The organism is Niabella insulisoli (assembly GCF_039652435.2).
GTDB lineage: Bacteria > Bacteroidota > Bacteroidia > Chitinophagales > Chitinophagaceae > Niabella > Niabella insulamsoli.
On record NZ_CP190246.1, the window covers coordinates 3,220,572 to 3,236,589 of the forward strand.

The 16,018-nt window shown below is 44.6% G+C and carries 15 protein-coding genes and 1 tRNA gene; 10 read left to right on the plus strand and 6 right to left on the minus strand.

Going from position 1 to position 16,018, the window contains the following annotated elements:
* Window position 1 precedes the first annotated feature (1 nt).
* The 6 genes from ABDK00_RS13400 to ABDK00_RS13425 form a co-directional block, all read right to left on the minus strand.
* A complete protein-coding gene (locus ABDK00_RS13400) occupies window positions 2–3,454 on the minus strand; it encodes a TonB-dependent receptor (RefSeq protein ID WP_346236888.1) in 3,453 nt (1,150 codons plus the stop codon).
* 156 nt (window positions 3,455–3,610) lie between these two features.
* The gene (locus ABDK00_RS13405) at window positions 3,611–4,681 is read right to left on the minus strand and encodes a FecR family protein (protein ID WP_346236887.1); all 1,071 of its coding nucleotides are present in this window, start codon (window positions 4,679–4,681) and stop codon (window positions 3,611–3,613) included.
* A gap of 90 nt (window positions 4,682–4,771) precedes the next feature.
* Window positions 4,772–5,296 (minus strand): sigma-70 family RNA polymerase sigma factor, encoded by a 525-nt coding sequence (locus tag ABDK00_RS13410; protein WP_346236886.1) that lies wholly within the window; start codon window positions 5,294–5,296, stop codon window positions 4,772–4,774.
* A gap of 340 nt (window positions 5,297–5,636) precedes the next feature.
* Window positions 5,637–5,723: transfer RNA gene (locus ABDK00_RS13415), tRNA-Ser, on the minus strand.
* A gap of 35 nt (window positions 5,724–5,758) precedes the next feature.
* The gene (locus ABDK00_RS13420; protein ID WP_346236885.1) at window positions 5,759–6,523 is read right to left on the minus strand and encodes a TatD family hydrolase; all 765 of its coding nucleotides are present in this window, start codon (window positions 6,521–6,523) and stop codon (window positions 5,759–5,761) included.
* A 129-nt stretch (window positions 6,524–6,652) separates the two neighbouring features.
* Complete coding sequence (locus ABDK00_RS13425) at window positions 6,653–7,297, minus strand: polysaccharide deacetylase family protein (protein WP_346236884.1); 645 nt, start codon at window positions 7,295–7,297, stop codon at window positions 6,653–6,655.
* A 132-nt stretch (window positions 7,298–7,429) separates the two neighbouring features.
* Here ABDK00_RS13425 and ABDK00_RS13430 point away from each other — a divergent pair, with 132 nt between their 5' ends.
* From ABDK00_RS13430 to nuoF, 10 genes are all read left to right on the plus strand, one after another.
* Window positions 7,430–7,684, plus strand: coding sequence for a hypothetical protein (locus ABDK00_RS13430; RefSeq protein WP_346236883.1), 255 nt, complete (start codon window positions 7,430–7,432; stop codon window positions 7,682–7,684).
* A gap of 5 nt (window positions 7,685–7,689) precedes the next feature.
* Complete coding sequence (locus tag ABDK00_RS13435; RefSeq protein ID WP_346236882.1) at window positions 7,690–8,619, plus strand: substrate-binding domain-containing protein; 930 nt, start codon at window positions 7,690–7,692, stop codon at window positions 8,617–8,619.
* A 50-nt stretch (window positions 8,620–8,669) separates the two neighbouring features.
* Window positions 8,670–10,448 (plus strand): tetratricopeptide repeat protein, encoded by a 1,779-nt coding sequence (locus ABDK00_RS13440; protein WP_346236881.1) that lies wholly within the window; start codon window positions 8,670–8,672, stop codon window positions 10,446–10,448.
* Window positions 10,449–10,600: 152 nt separating this feature from the next.
* Entirely contained in the window at window positions 10,601–10,996 is a 396-nt protein-coding gene (locus tag ABDK00_RS13445; protein WP_346236880.1) for an NADH-quinone oxidoreductase subunit A, read from the plus strand.
* A 77-nt stretch (window positions 10,997–11,073) separates the two neighbouring features.
* Complete coding sequence (locus ABDK00_RS13450) at window positions 11,074–11,655, plus strand: NADH-quinone oxidoreductase subunit B (protein WP_346236879.1); 582 nt, start codon at window positions 11,074–11,076, stop codon at window positions 11,653–11,655.
* Between the two features lie 67 nt (window positions 11,656–11,722).
* Window positions 11,723–12,295, plus strand: coding sequence for an NADH-quinone oxidoreductase subunit C (locus tag ABDK00_RS13455; protein ID WP_346236878.1), 573 nt, complete (start codon window positions 11,723–11,725; stop codon window positions 12,293–12,295).
* Between the two features lie 111 nt (window positions 12,296–12,406).
* Window positions 12,407–13,636, plus strand: coding sequence for an NADH-quinone oxidoreductase subunit D (locus ABDK00_RS13460; protein ID WP_346236877.1), 1,230 nt, complete (start codon window positions 12,407–12,409; stop codon window positions 13,634–13,636).
* Window positions 13,637–13,674: 38 nt separating this feature from the next.
* Window positions 13,675–14,163, plus strand: coding sequence for an NAD(P)H-dependent oxidoreductase subunit E (locus tag ABDK00_RS13465; RefSeq protein WP_346236876.1), 489 nt, complete (start codon window positions 13,675–13,677; stop codon window positions 14,161–14,163).
* A gap of 66 nt (window positions 14,164–14,229) precedes the next feature.
* On the plus strand, window positions 14,230–14,517 hold the full coding sequence (locus ABDK00_RS13470) for a nucleotidyltransferase domain-containing protein (protein ID WP_346236875.1): 288 nt from the start codon (window positions 14,230–14,232) through the stop codon (window positions 14,515–14,517).
* 91 nt (window positions 14,518–14,608) lie between these two features.
* On the plus strand, window positions 14,609–15,964 hold the full coding sequence (gene nuoF, locus ABDK00_RS13475) for an NADH-quinone oxidoreductase subunit NuoF (RefSeq protein WP_346236874.1): 1,356 nt from the start codon (window positions 14,609–14,611) through the stop codon (window positions 15,962–15,964).
* Window positions 15,965–16,018: the final 54 nt, after the last annotated feature.

The window sequence follows — 16,018 nt, forward strand, 5'->3', positions numbered from 1 at the left end:
TTTATAAGTTAACTATGATTCCAAAATTAAAAACACGCTGAAGCGGGTAGGCCAATCCATTGCCTCCCATCTCAGGATCCCAGAGTTTAAAACTTCCAATTCTGAACAAATTCGTTCCGCTGAGATACATGCGCAAACTCTGAATGTTTAATGTTTTTAGTTTAATACCTTTTAGATTATAACCCAGCTCGGCCTGTTTCAATCTTATAAAACCTCCGTCTCTCATCCAAAACGTACTGTTTTGAGTGTTATTAGCGGTTGGGGTTTGACTGAGACGCGGCCAGCGCGCATAGATATCCTGGTTTTCTTCCGACCAATAGCTGTCGGCCCAAACCTGCAGCACGGAGTTGGGAGAAAAGCGGTTTCCAAAAGGTGCAACGCCATAGTTGTTACCGCTCTTGTAATATGGCCGGATAAACAGCGACGTGCGCGCGATAGCGCTGAAGAAAAAAGAAAGGTCAAAAGATTTATATCCAATACTTGGACCAAAACCATAAGTAATTTCCGGCACCGTTGGATAGCCAATAGGTACGATATCATCGCCGTTTACGACGCCATCGTTGTTAACATCAACATATTTAATATCGCCACCCAACACGGCTTCGCCACCAAATAACTGCTGCGGGCTGTTTCTCACTTCCGCATCGTCGATAAATAAGCGCTCAGCAATATAGCCGCGGGTTTGATTGGCATGAAGGCCTACCCTTGATAAATAGGGATAAGCATAAGTAGGCTCGTCATAAAAAATGAAAGAGCCGGTAGAGTAAGTAAACGTCCCTCTGGACTGAATCCAGAAATCGCGGCTGAAGTTTTTGTTGTAAACAATTTCAGCGTCAAATCCATGACTTTTATATTTTCCCACATTCGCCAGAATATCTGCCTGGAAACCGGCCGACGCAGTAACGCCCGCCCTTTCCTGAACGATATTGTAGCGGTATTGACGGTAATAATCCCCTGTAAAAGTCAGCGCTCCGTTAAAGAGTCCTAAATCGATACCAAAGTTGGTTTGCCTCGATATCTCCCACTGTACATTCGGATTTTCATAGCGCTGAATGGACACACCGGCATAAGGATCTACTGCCACTGTTGGCAATCCAAAAGTGTAACCGCGCCCTCCGGCGTTGAGGTTTACAATAGATTGATAGAAGAATCGGTTATTGGAAGTACTTACATTATCGTTACCCAACCATCCGTAAGTAAAACGGAATCTAAGTTTGCTGATGGTTGGCTTCAGGCTTTCCATGAACGACTCTCTGTCAACCGTCCAGGCGGCCCCAAATGAAGGAAAGAAGCCCCATCTGAATTTTTCGTCAAATCTTTCCGACGCATTGTACCCAAAGGTAAACTGCGCGAAATATTTTTGCTTTAGTGAGTACGTGGCATTTCCCGACAGGCTCACATTGCGGTAAGGGAGCGTGTTAAGGAGGGTAAAACTTTCCGGTGTTTGAACATTATCCCGAAGCGTTCCCACGACCATCCCGCTTATATTGTGGTCACCGAACTCCCGGTTATATGACAATTGTGTTTCACCATATAAAATAGCGGCCTGATCACGCTCATTGGGAACGAAGTTTAAATACTCTGTTCCTCCTTCAGGATTGATGACCTGGTAATTATCCACCAGCCCTGTTTCAAAGTTTTGAATGGGCGTATAATAAAACGGATTGTAAACGCGCCTTTGACTTAAAAAAGAATTACGCGTCAGGTTTAGCAAACCACGAAAAGCCAAGCCCTCGGTAATGAAAGATAACTTTTGATTGAGATCGAGTTGAAAATACATGTTGCTGCGCTTCCTTTCAGAATATCCTCTAACGATTTCTGCGTACGCGTTGGTGTAACCGCCTTCGGCATAGTTACCAAACATCGGATGCCTGATCCAGGACATACTTTCAGGCGGCGTGTAAACAGGTTGAAACAATACAGGATTAGAACGCAGGGCCAAACCGAAAGCCTCGCTTCCGGTTACGGGCGGCCCGTTGTAATCCTGCACGTTTAAGTTCAACCTGGCTTTTAAGCTGGTAGTTTTGGTGATATTCAAACTAATGTTGGAACGGAGATTATACACATTAAATCTCACGTTACTGTTAAAATCGTTGATGGGACTTACTTTCAGTAATCCGTTATCGGTAGAAAAGTCACCGCTAATACTGTAAGTCGCCATTTGTGTACCCCCGGAAATATTCAGGTAATACTTTCTGGTGGTGGTTACTTTTTTGGTCACAAAATCTAACCAGTCAATTGCCGGATATAAATTGGGATCGTCACCGGCGATGGTGCGATCAATTTTTTCAAGCGAGTACACTTCCTGCTGATCTTTCGCTAAGGGATCGCGTGTTAGAATAGCTTCCCGGTTCATCACCATAAACGTTACGGGATCTGCAAGGTCCAGCCTTTTGGTGGGCGTTGAAACCCGTTGCTCCGCTTTTAAGAAAATCTTCGGCGGACCTTCTCTACCCGATTTGGTGGTGACTAGAATTACCCCGTTGGCGCCACGAGAACCGTAAACGGCAGATGCCGTCGCATCTCTCAAAATACTAAACCCTTCAATATCATCAACCGGAACGCGGGCCAGGTCTTCCACGGTTACTTCCATATTGTCTAAAAGGATCAACGGGCGCTGGTTGACACCAAAAGTACTCACGCCTCTGATGAAGAAATCGGCATTATCTGCGCCGGGCTCTCCACTACGCTGAAAAGCAACCACACCGGCGATGCGCCCCTGAATGGCCGTAGTCAGGTTGCTGGCGGGTATTTTTAATTCGCTTGGATTGATAGAAGTTACGGATCCGATAAGGTCTCTTTTCTTCGCCCGTTGTCCGAAGGCCGTAATTACCACGTCTTCCATATTCTGAACATCCCGCCTCATCACCACATCTATACTGGTCTTGCTTCCTACCGGAATTTCCTGTGTTTGATAACCGGTCATCGTAAAAACCAGAACAGACCCTTCGGGCACTTTTAAAATATAGCGCCCGTTCAGGTCGGTGGTAGTGCCGACGCTCGGTTTTGATTTTACAGAGACAGAAACACCGCTTAAAATTTGTCCGGCGCTATCGGTTACCTGCCCCGTTACTTCTATGTCAAGCTGTTTGCTGATGCCAGTTCCGATGGTTGGGGCCTGCTGGTAGGCGCCGCCCGCGGCCCGGGTTTCTGCAGATTCCCTGACGACTATGAGTGTTTTGCCCATAGGCACAAACTCGAGGCCGGTGCCTTTCAATAAGCGTGGCAACAGGTCCATCACTTGGATGTCCTTTACCCTTACGTTGACTGTGCCGAAATCATCTACCACCTTATTGCTGAAAGCAAAGCGATAGGTGGTTTGCTTTTGCACCGCCCTTAACACGTTGGATAAACGCGCGTTTTCCAATTCCAGTGTTACCTTTTCCTGCCCGGCGCCTGTGTAAGCAAAAGCCTGCATGCCTGTGAATAAGGTGAACACGATAAATAGTTTCATAAACAGTAACGATTTGAAAAGCCACAGCGGCCTCCTTTTGGAACAAGCAGTTTTTTTCATACTTTTAATTTGATTTAAGTAGGTGGAAGACAGTTTTGTTCTTCCATTTATATTCAACGAGGGGAGAATGGCGGCCACCATTTCTTCCCTTTTTTCTTATTTCCCGATGATGATTTTGTTTCCCTCGATGGTATATTTAAAAGGATATGACATCTGGAGTGTCTCCATTACCGCGGCGATATCCTCGTCTTTGAACGCGGCGGTGTATTTATAATTACCCACCTCGCTGTCCCGAATATCGATGTCCACGTCAAATTTTCGCTCGAGGGTCGCTTTTATATCGTTTAGAGTCCAGTCTTCAAAAATCAATAACCCTTCTGCCCACGCTGTTTCAACATTTTTATTTTTTTCATAATAGGCCATGGGTTGCACAGCAGCATGATCTTCTGGTTTTTCGGCTGTATCATTTTCTTTTTTGAGGACAAATTTTTCATTTACTGCAAGCGTTTGATATATTTTTTCGCCATCTTTTTTATCAAAAAGAATTTGAACTTTTCCTTCCAGCAAGGAAGTTTCACTGAGTTGCTCATCCTGATAATCTTTGACATTAAACCTGGTGCCTAACGCTTTTACTTTATAATTCTTCACATGCACAACAAAAGGGAGAGCGGCATTGTGCGCTACATCAAACAAAGCCTCGCCGGTTAAATAAACGTCCCTGTTGCTGATGCCAAATTCTGGCGCCACCTTTAACTGGCTCTGTATATTGAGCCTTACGGTGGTTCCATCAGGAAGGAGCAGGTTTTTATGTATCACGGTTTTGGTAGCAATCTTTTGCGCTGCGAGCAAGTGTGTTTGCGGCTCAGCCGTTGACTGAGTGATAAAGAAAATCACAGACACCAGCGATATCAACAGCATGGCCGCAGCCACGGACCATTTTCTAAATCCTGCTCCCCGGCGTGGATGCTGCATCGCAGGAATCTGATCGTATTCGGCCACATACAATAAATGTTCGCGCTCAGATTCCTGTGCCGACAATTCATTTTGCTTTTTGCGAAGCATCGTTTTTAAACCTAAGACAATGGCTTTTGCTTCCTGCATGGCCATCAATTGCTCGGGATGCTCCAGCAGATAACCGTTCCAGCGTTTAACGGCGGCTTCATCACTTTCAAAACAATACTGAATGAAAGAATCGTCTATGGCAAGTTGCTCAATCGAATAAATCATAATGAAATAAGACTACAACTGATATAGACGGAAGCGCTGGAAAAACCTAACAACTTTTTTTAAAAAAAAATAAAGAAATTTTAACTTGGCTTAGAAAACGCACATCAGCAGCGAGCCCATCCGTGCGTGATCCACTTTTGATTTTAGTGATTTTCGAAGCAGGCTGATGCCTTTTGACAAATTATTATAAACATTTTGCTGGGTAAGCCCTGTTTGTTCAACAATCTCCTGCGTAGTAAGTCCTGCATAATACTTCAGATATATAACACGCCGGCAACGGCCTGGCAATTGTTTGTAAGCGTAGGTCAACTGCTCGATAACCAGGTGGTCCGTTTCCAGTCGCTCTAATATTTCCTGGGTTGAATCCAGATTCATTTCCTCAGGTGCGTGATGAGCTTCCCGGGTTTTAGCCGCCCGAAAATAATCGATCATCCTCCTTTTAAAGGCGGTTACTAAAAACGCTTCAGGATTTCGGATATCGCCCGGCAATTCCTTTTGCATTATTTCAAGAAAAAACTGCTGCACCATGTCTTCGGCCTCCTCTTTTGAATAGCCGTAGTTATAGGCAATGGCAATCAATTTAACCCTGTATCTGTTATAGTAGGCAGTAATCATTATTTATGGTTTGTACAAGCATTTACGCTTGCAAATGACCAGCAATTCCTGAATAAATGTCAACCTAATCCTGTCCCGGGTATTGCGGCCCGGTTGATTAAATTTTGATAAGATTTTCGCAGCCGAAATGTATGGGGAATTAATGCACCCATACGCAGTTATAAGCGGCCGATATTGCGAATGCTAAGCAATTACTGATTTAATTTGACCGGTTTCCCGGTGATTGATCGAGGCAAATATAATATAATAAAAAAAACGCATTTGCGCAAACGGTTGCGCGTTAAAGTTTTATGAGGAATGGGCAAGCATAAAAAAATCGCATTGCGAACAATGCGATTTGCGGAGACGGCGAGATTCGAACTCGCGATACGGTTGCCCGTATACACACTTTCCAGGCGTGCTCCTTCAACCACTCGGACACGTCTCCTTTAAAATGGGCTGCAAAAATAGGGCTTTCTGCCGCTATAACCCGAATAATTTTTTCGCGTTGGCCGTTGTTATATCCGCCACAGCTTCCACCGAAAGTGACGCCGCCTCCGCAAGTTTATGAGCAACGAGGGGAAGATAAGCAGGCTCGTTTCTTTTACCGCGATAAGGAACCGGCGCCAGGTAAGGCGCATCGGTTTCCAGTACTATATTTTCCAGGCCCGTCTTTTTGATCACTTCTTCAAGGCCGGATTTTTTAAAAGTCAGCACGCCGCCAATACCCAGGTAAAAACCCAATTTGATGATTTCCGCCGCTTCTTCCCAGGAACCTCCAAAACAATGGAATACGCCCTTTAGCCCCCGGTCTATCTTCTTTGCAACAGCTTCAATACACACTGCGGTTGCGTTCCGGCTATGAATCACAACCGGGATATCGTATTGAATCGCCCATTCCATTTGTTGGTTAAAGGCCGCCAATTGCTGGTCTTTAAAAGTGGTGTCCCAATAAAAATCAAGGCCGGTTTCACCCACCGCAACAAATTTCCTCGATTGAAAATATTTTTCGGCGACTGCCAGCTCTTTCTCAAAATCGGCCGTTACCGAACAGGGATGCAAGCCCATCATGCTTTTACAAGTTACCGGCCCCTCTCTTTCACAACGAAGCATCGCTTCATGTGTTTGAGAATCAATGGCCGGCATTAAGATAACTTCCACCCGGGCCGCGGCTGCGCGTTGGATGGATGCTTCATTATCAGCTAAAAACTGCTCAGAATAAACGTGAGCGTGCGTATCTATAAACATTTTCTATGTTTTCTGCTAATTTATTAGAAAATTTCTAAATATATTTTTGTTCTTGTATATATCTACAAAAATATTGTAACTTTATAACAAGTTTTCATAGGGTACGGATTAAAAATCGGGCTCGGGTATTTACCCAGGCCCTTTTTTATTTAAGCGGTTGTTTTCTAATCTTTTAAAAGAAAAACCAAGCGTAGCAAAATATTCCAACGCCCGCGGAAGCGCGTATTGCAAATGCGCGAGCGCTTTTTGACTATCGTGAAAAACAATGATCGAACCTTGCCTGGCCCGCGTCAGTACATTGTCGCTGCATTTTTGAGCGCTTATCTTCAGATCGAAATCGCCGCTCAGCACATCCCACATGATAACTTGGTAGCCCGCTTTCACCAAACTTCGTCCAGTCCTGGTTTTGAGCCGACCATAGGGCGGCCGGAACAGGTCAGAATCGATATGTTGCGCGGCCTGCTCCACATTGGCTAAATAGGCGCTCTCTTGCACTTTCCAGCCATTGAGATGGTTATGGGTATGGTTACCCACACTGTGGCCTTTTTCAATGATATCCGCAAAAATGCCAGGATAGTCTATCACATTCTTTCCCAAACAAAAAAACGTAGCCTTGGCATTGTATTGATCGAGCTGATTTAGAACAAAAGGTGTTGCAACGGAGTGTGGCCCGTCGTCAAACGTGAGGTATAATTCCTTTTGTTCTGTTGGCACATGCCAGGTATATGCGCTAAAAACCCGCTTTACCCAGCCCGGCGTTTTAATAAAATACATATAGAGAGGTAAAAATAGCAATTGTTTCTATTGATCACTATTAACATTTACTATAGTATTTCAGCTATGCACTTTCAAACAATTTGCGTCTAAAAAGAAAAGTTTTTTATCTTGCCGCATTCATACAATATAATGAGTATTAAATCGAACGAAGAATATGAGAAGCAGCGCAACAAGCAGGTTTCGCGCATGAAGTCTGTTTTCGACTATGTGATGGGCACGCTTATCATATTGATCGGCTTGTTCCTGTTTTTCCGTTTTTTGCTCGATATCAGGTTGAATAAATTATATCCGCCGGATATTTTTGATAAAATTTATGGCGTGCTTGCGGTAGCGTACGGATCGTGGCGGTTATATCGCGGATACAAAAAAGATTATTTTAAATAGCTTACTTGAAAGTTAAAAAGTTTTATACCATCGCCCTTTGGTGCAGCCTGCTGTTTTGCTCCTGCAAATCCTATAAAGATCAGCAGAAAGAATTGCCCGATACGCCTACCAGCGGCGAAATAACCATCAGCGCAGATATAAGTTTTAAGCCTATTGTTGATGAGCTGGTTAAAGTATATGAATCGAATAATTTCGGCACTACCATCAATGTTCAATACAAACCCGAATCAGAATGTGTCAAAGATCTTTGGAACGACAGCATCAGGATGGTGATATCTACGATTAGCCTGTCGGCACCTGAAAAAGTAGCGATTAGTGATTCTTTGAAGGTTTCTATCGATCAGTTGCCGGTGGCGAGAGATGCGATTGCGGTAATTGTTCACCCCAATGCCACCGATTCGCTTTTTAATATGTCTGATATTAAAGCGATCCTGTCGGGCACTTATTCAAAACCATTTTTTCCTGTGTTTGACGGTGTTAAAACAACAAGTACCGTAAGGCATATGGTCGATTCGGTTTTAAAAGGCGCGCCGCTGACCAACAAAGCGGTGGCGGCCAATACCAGCGATTCGGTGATAGAATATGTGGCCGTTCACCCCAATGCGGTCGGATTTATCGGGGTCAGCTGGATTGGAAACCCTGAAGACGAACAACAATTGAGTTTTTTAAAAAAAGTTAAAATTGCGCATTTAAAAAGTTCAGATAAAGAAGGAAAGTATATATTGCCGGTTCAGGCCAATTTATATGGGAAGCGATATCCGATCACCAGAGATTTAACGTATATCCTGAAGGAAAAGTACAGAGGATTAGGTACAGGATTTGCAGCGTTTCTTCGGGGCGAGATAGGCCAGCTTATCTTCAAGCGCGCTTATTTGATGCCGGGAAGGCGATATTTTATTGTCCGGCCTATTCAGCTTAAAGAAGACGCTATTTAAATGGAAAAAATTATATTTACAAATACTTAATTAAACAACTACAAACAAAAATGATGATGAAGAAAACAATCCATCTACTTGCACTTGGAGTTTTGTTGAACACAGCGGTGTATGCACAGTCCGTAGAGGATGGTGTTGCAGCTTACTACAACGGAAACTACGCTTCAGCTGTAAGTATTTTAGAAAAAAGCGCAGATAAGCCTGACGCTGCCTATTGGCTGGCTAAGTCTTATTTTGAGCAGGGGAATTATAAATTGGCAAACGAGGTGATCTCGAAAGCGTCGGCGGCCAATGCCAACGACCCTTATTTGCTGGCGGCAAAAGGGCAAATGCAATTGTTCGAGAAAAAAGGAAACGAGGCAAAACAAAGTTTCGATGCGGCTATCGCAGCTACTGGTAAAGGTGATGAAGAACAGGTAAAAGTGTTAAATGCCGTTGGCGGAGCCATCGCAAGAGCGTATAATAATGTAGACAAAGTTGGTGATATCAACTTTGCGGTTACCAAGCTTACCGAGGCCAAAAATATCATGATGGGCATCAAAGAGAAGAAAAGAGATCCCAAATTATTGGCCGACGTTTATACCAACCTGGCTGATGCCTTATTAAAAGCAAACCCGGGTAACGGTGGCCCTTCTTTTACTTTTTATCAGGAAGCATTGAACACCGACCCCACTTTTGCGCGAGCAGAATTCAGGAAAGCGATGATCTTCAGATCGCAAAAAAATACGGATCTGTATCTGCAAACCTTGGAAAAAGCCGTTGCGGCCAATCCATCGTATGTAGCGGCTTTAGAGAAATTATTCGAATATTATAGCTTTACTGCGCAGGATGCAGCGAAGTCAAAATCTTACGGAGATAAGATCGTAGCTTTATTACCTCCTGACCCCAACAACGAATACTTTAACGCCGCAGGGCTTTATTTTGCTAAAGATTATACTGGGGCGATAAATCTGGCTAAAAGTATCATTGCCAAAGCAGGGGACAAAACAGACCCTAAAGCTTATAAACTGGTTGCATATAGCCTTATAGCCAATAAGGATACTGCAGCAGCGATTCCTTTTGTAGAAGATTATTTTGAAAATCAGTCTAAAGATGATCTGGTAGCTCAGGATTATGCGTTAAAAGCTACCGCTTATTCCACTACCCCCGGAAAAGAAGCTGAAGTGGTGCAAACATATATGGATGCGGCTGCGGCAGATACCACCATTGCAGGAAAAGTGGATATGTTGGAGGAAGGCGCCAAACTTTTTGCCAAAGCAGGAAAAAGCGCGTTGGCCGGTGACCTTTATGCGAAAATCCTGGAAGTAAAACCAGCCGATAAATTAACCATCAATGATTATTTTAACGCAGGTTATACCGGTTATTATAAGTCGGGCCAGTACGAAAAAGCCTGGAAAGTATTTGATGCAGCACGTACGCAATTCCCTAAATGGAATTACGGTTATTATTTCACCCATAACAGCAGTAAAATATTTGACTCGACAAATGCTCAGAATTTGATGCTTTCAGATGCGGACAAGTATATTAATTATTTACAATCTCCAGATGATACTTCAGCAGCTGTTACAAAAAGAGCCGAAATATTTAAAACCGCCACAGCTATGGCTATCTTTTATATCAACGTGCAGAAAGATACGCCGAATGGCCTAAAATATTTACAGTTGGCTTACAACAACGCTGACGACCCTACGGCGAAAGAACAAATTGCCGGATATATTAAAGCGATGGGTGGCACTCCGGGCGTAGAAGGTTCAGGCGCTGCTGCTACCGACAGTACCGGTGCGACACAACCTGCCGCAACCGATTCTACGAAGACCTCGCAGGAATAAAATAGATTAAACATTCTTTTAAAAACACTCCGCAAAAAACGGGGTGTTTTTTTATGCGTACCCCTCCAATTGTCATCAAATTATCATTAAAATGTTCTAATGTTTAAGGTTAATTGACTTACCTGCCTTATTTTTGCTCATTAACAAAAGCTATGGTTTATTTACTGGAAACCGTTGTTACTAATAATACAGCGCAATCTTTTTTACCGATCGGATTGCAACTCATTTTTGCTGCAGGACTGATCATCACGCTCGTAATTGTAACGCACCTTTTAGGTCCGAAACGTAAGACAAAAGACAAGTTGGCCAACTTTGCCAGCGGTATCGAGTCACATGGCGACGCCCGTCAACCCATGGCGATCAAATATTTTTTAACAGCGATTTTATTTGTATTATTCGATGTGGAAGTAATTTTCTTCTACCCCTATGCTGTTAATTTCAAGGATTTGGGATGGAGCGGCTTCTATGCAGTTTTGATGTTTGTTGGATTCTTTGTTTGCGGATTCACTTACATCATCAAAAAAGGAGCGCTGAAGTGGGAAGACTAATGATTATAAGTACATCTTAAATTTCCGGTTTGTGAAAACCTTCGTATACCGGAAATGTTAAATTGGAAAATTAAACGATGAGACCAGTTTCTTACAATATAAAACAAAAACCGCTGGAGGCCGATATCAGCATGGCAGAAATGCCGGCCGGCCACGAAGGGCAGGGATTTTTTGCCACCACGCTCGACAGCGTGATTGGCCTGGCCAGAAAGAATTCCATTTGGCCCCTCCCCTTCGCTACGTCCTGCTGCGGTATCGAATTTATGGCGACTATGGGCGCCACTTATGATTTGGCCCGTTTTGGTAGCGAGCGCGTGGGTTTTTCGCCCCGCCAGTGCGATCTTTTGATGGTTATGGGAACGATTGCGAAGAAAATGGGGCCGGTTGTAAAACAGGTATATCTTCAGATGGCGGAACCCCGCTGGGTAATTGCTGTCGGCGCCTGCGCCAGCAGCGGTGGCATTTTCGACACTTACAGCGTGTTGCAGGGAATCGACCAGGTGGTACCGGTAGATGTTTATGTTCCGGGGTGCCCGCCCAGGCCCGAAGCGATCCTCGACGGCGTGATGCGCATCCAGGATTTGATCGGAAAAGAAAGCCTGAGAAGAAGAAACAGCGAGCAATATAAGGCGCTGCTCGACAGCTACGGCATACAATAATTTCCGCCGCTGCTGAACAAGAAGAACGAAAACTATAACATATAAAATTCCCTTTTGGGATTGCAGTATGGCACTGACTACAGAATTGATACAACAAAAACTTACTGATAAGTTCGGTGATCAGGTTGCTGATTTCGAAGTACAGTATGGCATTTTAAACTTTCATGCAGATAAGGAAATCAATCTCAAAGTGCTCAATTTCTTGAAGGAAGAGGCATCGTTATCCTTCAATTTCCTTACCGACCTTTGCGGCGTGCATTACCCTGATCAAAAAGGCAGGGAGTTGGCGGTTGTTTATCACTTACACAATATCAAAGAGAATATTCGCTTAAGATTTAAAATTTTTGTGAGTATTGAGCAGCCGGATGTTTACACGGCAACAGGCGTTTTCGCGGCCGCCAACTGGATGGAGCGCGAGACGTTTGATTTTTATGGCATTAATTTCATTGGCCACCCCAATCTAATCAGGATATTGAACGTTGAAGAAATGGATTATTTCCCGATGCGGAAAGAATATCCATTGGAAGATCAAAGCCGCACAGATAAGGATGATGAAATGTTTGGCCGCGGCGGCATGCTGGGGTTTGGCACCGAAAAAACGATGCACGGCACCATTGCGGAGGATGAAAAAGCTCCGTAGCCTTAGAGTTGTTGAAGGGTGCGACGCCTGCCTACGGGCAGTCAGGCAACACAGGCGATAGAAACAGTGTTGCTGGTAAAAAAATAAAAAAGACGAGCAAGATATAAGCAAATGTCAGATTTACATCAAAATATAAATCTCCCGGCGGGAAGTATTGAAAAGCAAACGACCACGCTCAATATGGGGCCGACGCACCCTGCTACGCATGGCGTGTTTCAAAATATTATTGAGCTCGATGGCGAGAAAATTGTTGCTGCCGACGCAACGGTGGGCTACATTCACCGCGCTTTTGAAAAAATTGCAGAACGCAGGCCGCTTTACCAGATTACACCGCTTACCGACAGGCTGAATTATTGCTCGGCGCCGCTCAATAATATGGGCTGGCATTTGACCTGCGAAAAATTGCTGGGCGTTCAAACGCCGAGGCGCGTGGATTATTTGAGAGTGATTGTAATGGAACTGGCACGCATCGCCGACCACCTGATTTGCAGCTCAATTATGGGCGTGGATGCCGGCGCTTACACAGGGTTTCTCTACGTGATGCAGTACCGCGAGCTCATTTATGAGATTTATGAAGAGATCTGCGGGTCGAGGCTGACCACCAATATCGGCCGCATCGGCGGTTTCGAAAGAGATTTCAACAATACGGCATTTGAAAAAATAGAACGGTTTTTAAAAGAGTATCCGCCGGTTTTGGAGGAGTTTGAAAACCTGTTCACACGCAACCGCATTTTCATGGAACGTTGTATGGGCGTGGGCGCCATCTCCGCCGAAAGAGCGTTAAACTACGGCTTTACAGGCCCCAACCTGCGGGCTGCTGGCGTCGACTATGATGTTCGGGTAATTGCGCCTTACAGTCGTTATGAAGAATTTGAATTTGATATTCCCGTAGGAACAACAGGTGACTGTTATGATCGTTTCCAGGTACGTAACGGTGAAATGTGGCAAAGCCTTCGCATCATTCAGCAAGCCATGCAAAAGCTGAACGATTTGAAAGGCGAGGAAGCCACGATTTACCATGCCGATGTGCCCGAGTACTATCTTCCCAAAAAGAAAGATGTGTATACAAAAATGGAGGCGCTGATCTGGCATTTCAAAATCATCATGGGTGAAATTGATATGCCGAAAGGAGAAGTCTACCATAGCATCGAAGCCGGCAATGGCGAGCTCGGTTTTTATTTTATCAGCGATGGTGGCAGAAGCCCTTACCGGCTTCATTTCCGCCGCCCCTGCTTTATTTACTACCAGGCTTATGAAGAACTGGTAAAAGGCGGAATGCTAAGTGACGCTATTATGGTGATGTCTTCTTTAAACCTCATCGCCGGCGAAATGGACGCGTAAAAAAATGATCAAATTTTTAGTGTAGAATTTAAATAAAGATGGTACAACTCTCACAAGAGAATATAGACAGGGTTCAAAAGATTATTGAACGCTATCCGGAGGGAAGGCAAAAAAGCGCATTATTGCCCGTGTTGCATGTGGCGCAGGAGCAGTTTGGATGGCTGAGCGTGGAAACGATGGATTATGTGGCGTCGCTGTTGCAAATCGAGCCCATCGAAGTGTATGAAGTGGCATCATTCTACAGCATGTACAATTTAAAGCCGGTGGGTAAATATATGTTTGAAGTTTGCCAAACGGGTCCCTGCATGTTGAACGGCTCAGATGATATCATCGCATATATCGGGGAAAAGTTAAGCATCAAACCAGGCGAAACAACGGAGGACGGGATGTTTACTTTAAAAACTGTTGAATGCCTGGGCGCATGCGGCTATGCTCCCATGATGCAATTAGGAAAATTTTATAAAGAGCATCTGACCAAAGAAAAAGTAGACGCGATTATTGAAGCGTGCAGAGCGAAGCATCATTAAGTTTTTCGCTGAGGAAAGAAAGAAACAAATATTATGTACAGTGCAGTGCGGGATATAAAGACTACGGTGAAGCAAATTGTATCAAAACATGATCCAAATGCCACACTTATTTTATTCGGTAGCCGAGCGCGGGGGGATTGGCAGGAAGATAGCGACTGGGATTTTTTGATCTTAACGGATAAAGAAGAACTAAAAGATCTTCATGAAGATATTCGAAATGATGTGCTGGAACAGATAGAGTGGAAAACGTTTGAAGTAGTACAAACGATTGTTCGAAATAAAAAGGATTGGCAAGAAAAATACAGGATTACGGACCTTTACGACAGTATACAGCAAGAAGGCAAAATAGTATGACCACAGAAGAGACTATATCCGCATTATACAAGAAAGAAATATTGAACAATAAAAAGGCAGGGCTTTGGGGTTCGCCTTCAGTTATATAAAAATGGGTAGAAAACTATTATTAGAAAAAGCGCACGTAGAAGGCATCAGATATTTTGATGTATACCGCCGCGAAGGCGGTTACCGCAGCGTGGAAAAAGCGCTCAAAACGATGGCGCCTGATGATATTACCGAAGAAGTTAAAAAATCGGGGCTTCGCGGCCGTGGCGGTGCGGGCTTTCCCACCGGGATGAAATGGAGCTTTTTGGCCAAGCCGGAAGGCGTTCCGCGCCACCTTGTGGTGAACGCCGATGAGAGTGAGCCCGGCACTTTTAAAGACCGCTACCTGATGGAATTTCTTCCCCATCTGCTGATAGAAGGCATTATCGTTTCTTCTTATGCTTTGGGCAGCAACACTTCCTTTATTTATATCCGGGGCGAATATGCCTGGATTGTTGACATTCTGGAACAGGCCATTGAGGAAGCCCGCAACAACGGCTTTCTCGGCAAAAATATTTTGGGCAGCGGCTTCGACTGCGATATTCATGTGCAGCGCGGCGCCGGCGCTTACATTTGCGGAGAAGAAACCGCATTACTGGAATCCTTGGAAGGAAAAAGAGGCAACCCGCGTATCAAACCTCCGTTTCCTGCCGTAAAAGGCGTTTGGGACCGACCAACCGTGGTGAACAATGTGGAAAGCATTGCCGCGGTGGTACCCATCATCAATGAAGGAGCGGAAGAATATGCAAAAATCGGCGTAGGCAAATCAACCGGAACCAAGCTTATTTCAGCTTGTGGCAATATCAATAAGCCGGGAGTTTACGAAATAGACATGACCATTTCCGTGGAAGAATTTATTTATAGCGACGAATGGTGTGGTGGTATTGCCAAAGGCAAACGCCTGAAGGCCTGCATTCCCGGAGGCTCGTCGGTGCCCATTCTCCCTGCCAACCTGCTGCTGAAAACTGCAAAAGGCGAGCAAAGAATGATGAACTACGAAAGCCTTTCCGACGGCGGTTTTCAAACCGGATCCATGATGGGTAGCGGCGGTTTTATCGTTTTTGATGAAGATCAGTGTGTGGTAAAACACACTTATACGCTGGCAAGATTTTATCGCCATGAAAGCTGCGGTCAATGTTCGCCCTGCCGCGAAGGAACAGGCTGGATGGAAAAGCTTTTGCTACGCCTTGAAAACGGACAGGGAAAAATGAGCGATATCGATTTGCTTTGGGATATACAAAGTAAAATCGAAGGAAACACAATTTGCCCGTTGGGTGATGCGGCCGCATGGCCCGTTGCCGCCGCAATTCGCCATTTCCGCGATGAGTTTGAGTGGCATATAACACACCCGGAAGAAGCGGTGATAAGAAATTTTGGTTTGGCGCATTATGCGGATGAAAGAGCAGTTGTTCCGGCTTAGTTTGTTTTCGCGCAACCGAGCGCAGCAAACAAACAACAGCAACTGTAGGGCTCA

What these genes read in the sequence shown, in the direction of transcription:
- ABDK00_RS13400 (WP_346236888.1), bottom strand. Translation starts at nt 3,454, where the DNA reads ATGAAACTATTTATCGTGTTCACCTTATTCACAGGCATGCAGGCTTTT.
- ABDK00_RS13405 (WP_346236887.1), bottom strand. Translation starts at nt 4,681, where the DNA reads ATGATTTATTCGATTGAGCAACTTGCCATAGACGATTCTTTCATTCAG.
- ABDK00_RS13410 (WP_346236886.1), bottom strand. Translation starts at nt 5,296, where the DNA reads ATGATTACTGCCTACTATAACAGATACAGGGTTAAATTGATTGCCATT.
- ABDK00_RS13420 (WP_346236885.1), bottom strand. Translation starts at nt 6,523, where the DNA reads ATGTTTATAGATACGCACGCTCACGTTTATTCTGAGCAGTTTTTAGCT.
- ABDK00_RS13425 (WP_346236884.1), bottom strand. Translation starts at nt 7,297, where the DNA reads ATGTATTTTATTAAAACGCCGGGCTGGGTAAAGCGGGTTTTTAGCGCA.
- ABDK00_RS13430 (WP_346236883.1), top strand. Translation starts at nt 7,430, where the DNA reads ATGAGTATTAAATCGAACGAAGAATATGAGAAGCAGCGCAACAAGCAG.
- ABDK00_RS13440 (WP_346236881.1), top strand. Translation starts at nt 8,670, where the DNA reads ATGATGATGAAGAAAACAATCCATCTACTTGCACTTGGAGTTTTGTTG.
- ABDK00_RS13445 (WP_346236880.1), top strand. Translation starts at nt 10,601, where the DNA reads ATGGTTTATTTACTGGAAACCGTTGTTACTAATAATACAGCGCAATCT.
- ABDK00_RS13450 (WP_346236879.1), top strand. Translation starts at nt 11,074, where the DNA reads ATGAGACCAGTTTCTTACAATATAAAACAAAAACCGCTGGAGGCCGAT.
- ABDK00_RS13455 (WP_346236878.1), top strand. Translation starts at nt 11,723, where the DNA reads ATGGCACTGACTACAGAATTGATACAACAAAAACTTACTGATAAGTTC.
- ABDK00_RS13460 (WP_346236877.1), top strand. Translation starts at nt 12,407, where the DNA reads ATGTCAGATTTACATCAAAATATAAATCTCCCGGCGGGAAGTATTGAA.
- ABDK00_RS13465 (WP_346236876.1), top strand. Translation starts at nt 13,675, where the DNA reads ATGGTACAACTCTCACAAGAGAATATAGACAGGGTTCAAAAGATTATT.
- nuoF (WP_346236874.1), top strand. Translation starts at nt 14,609, where the DNA reads ATGGGTAGAAAACTATTATTAGAAAAAGCGCACGTAGAAGGCATCAGA.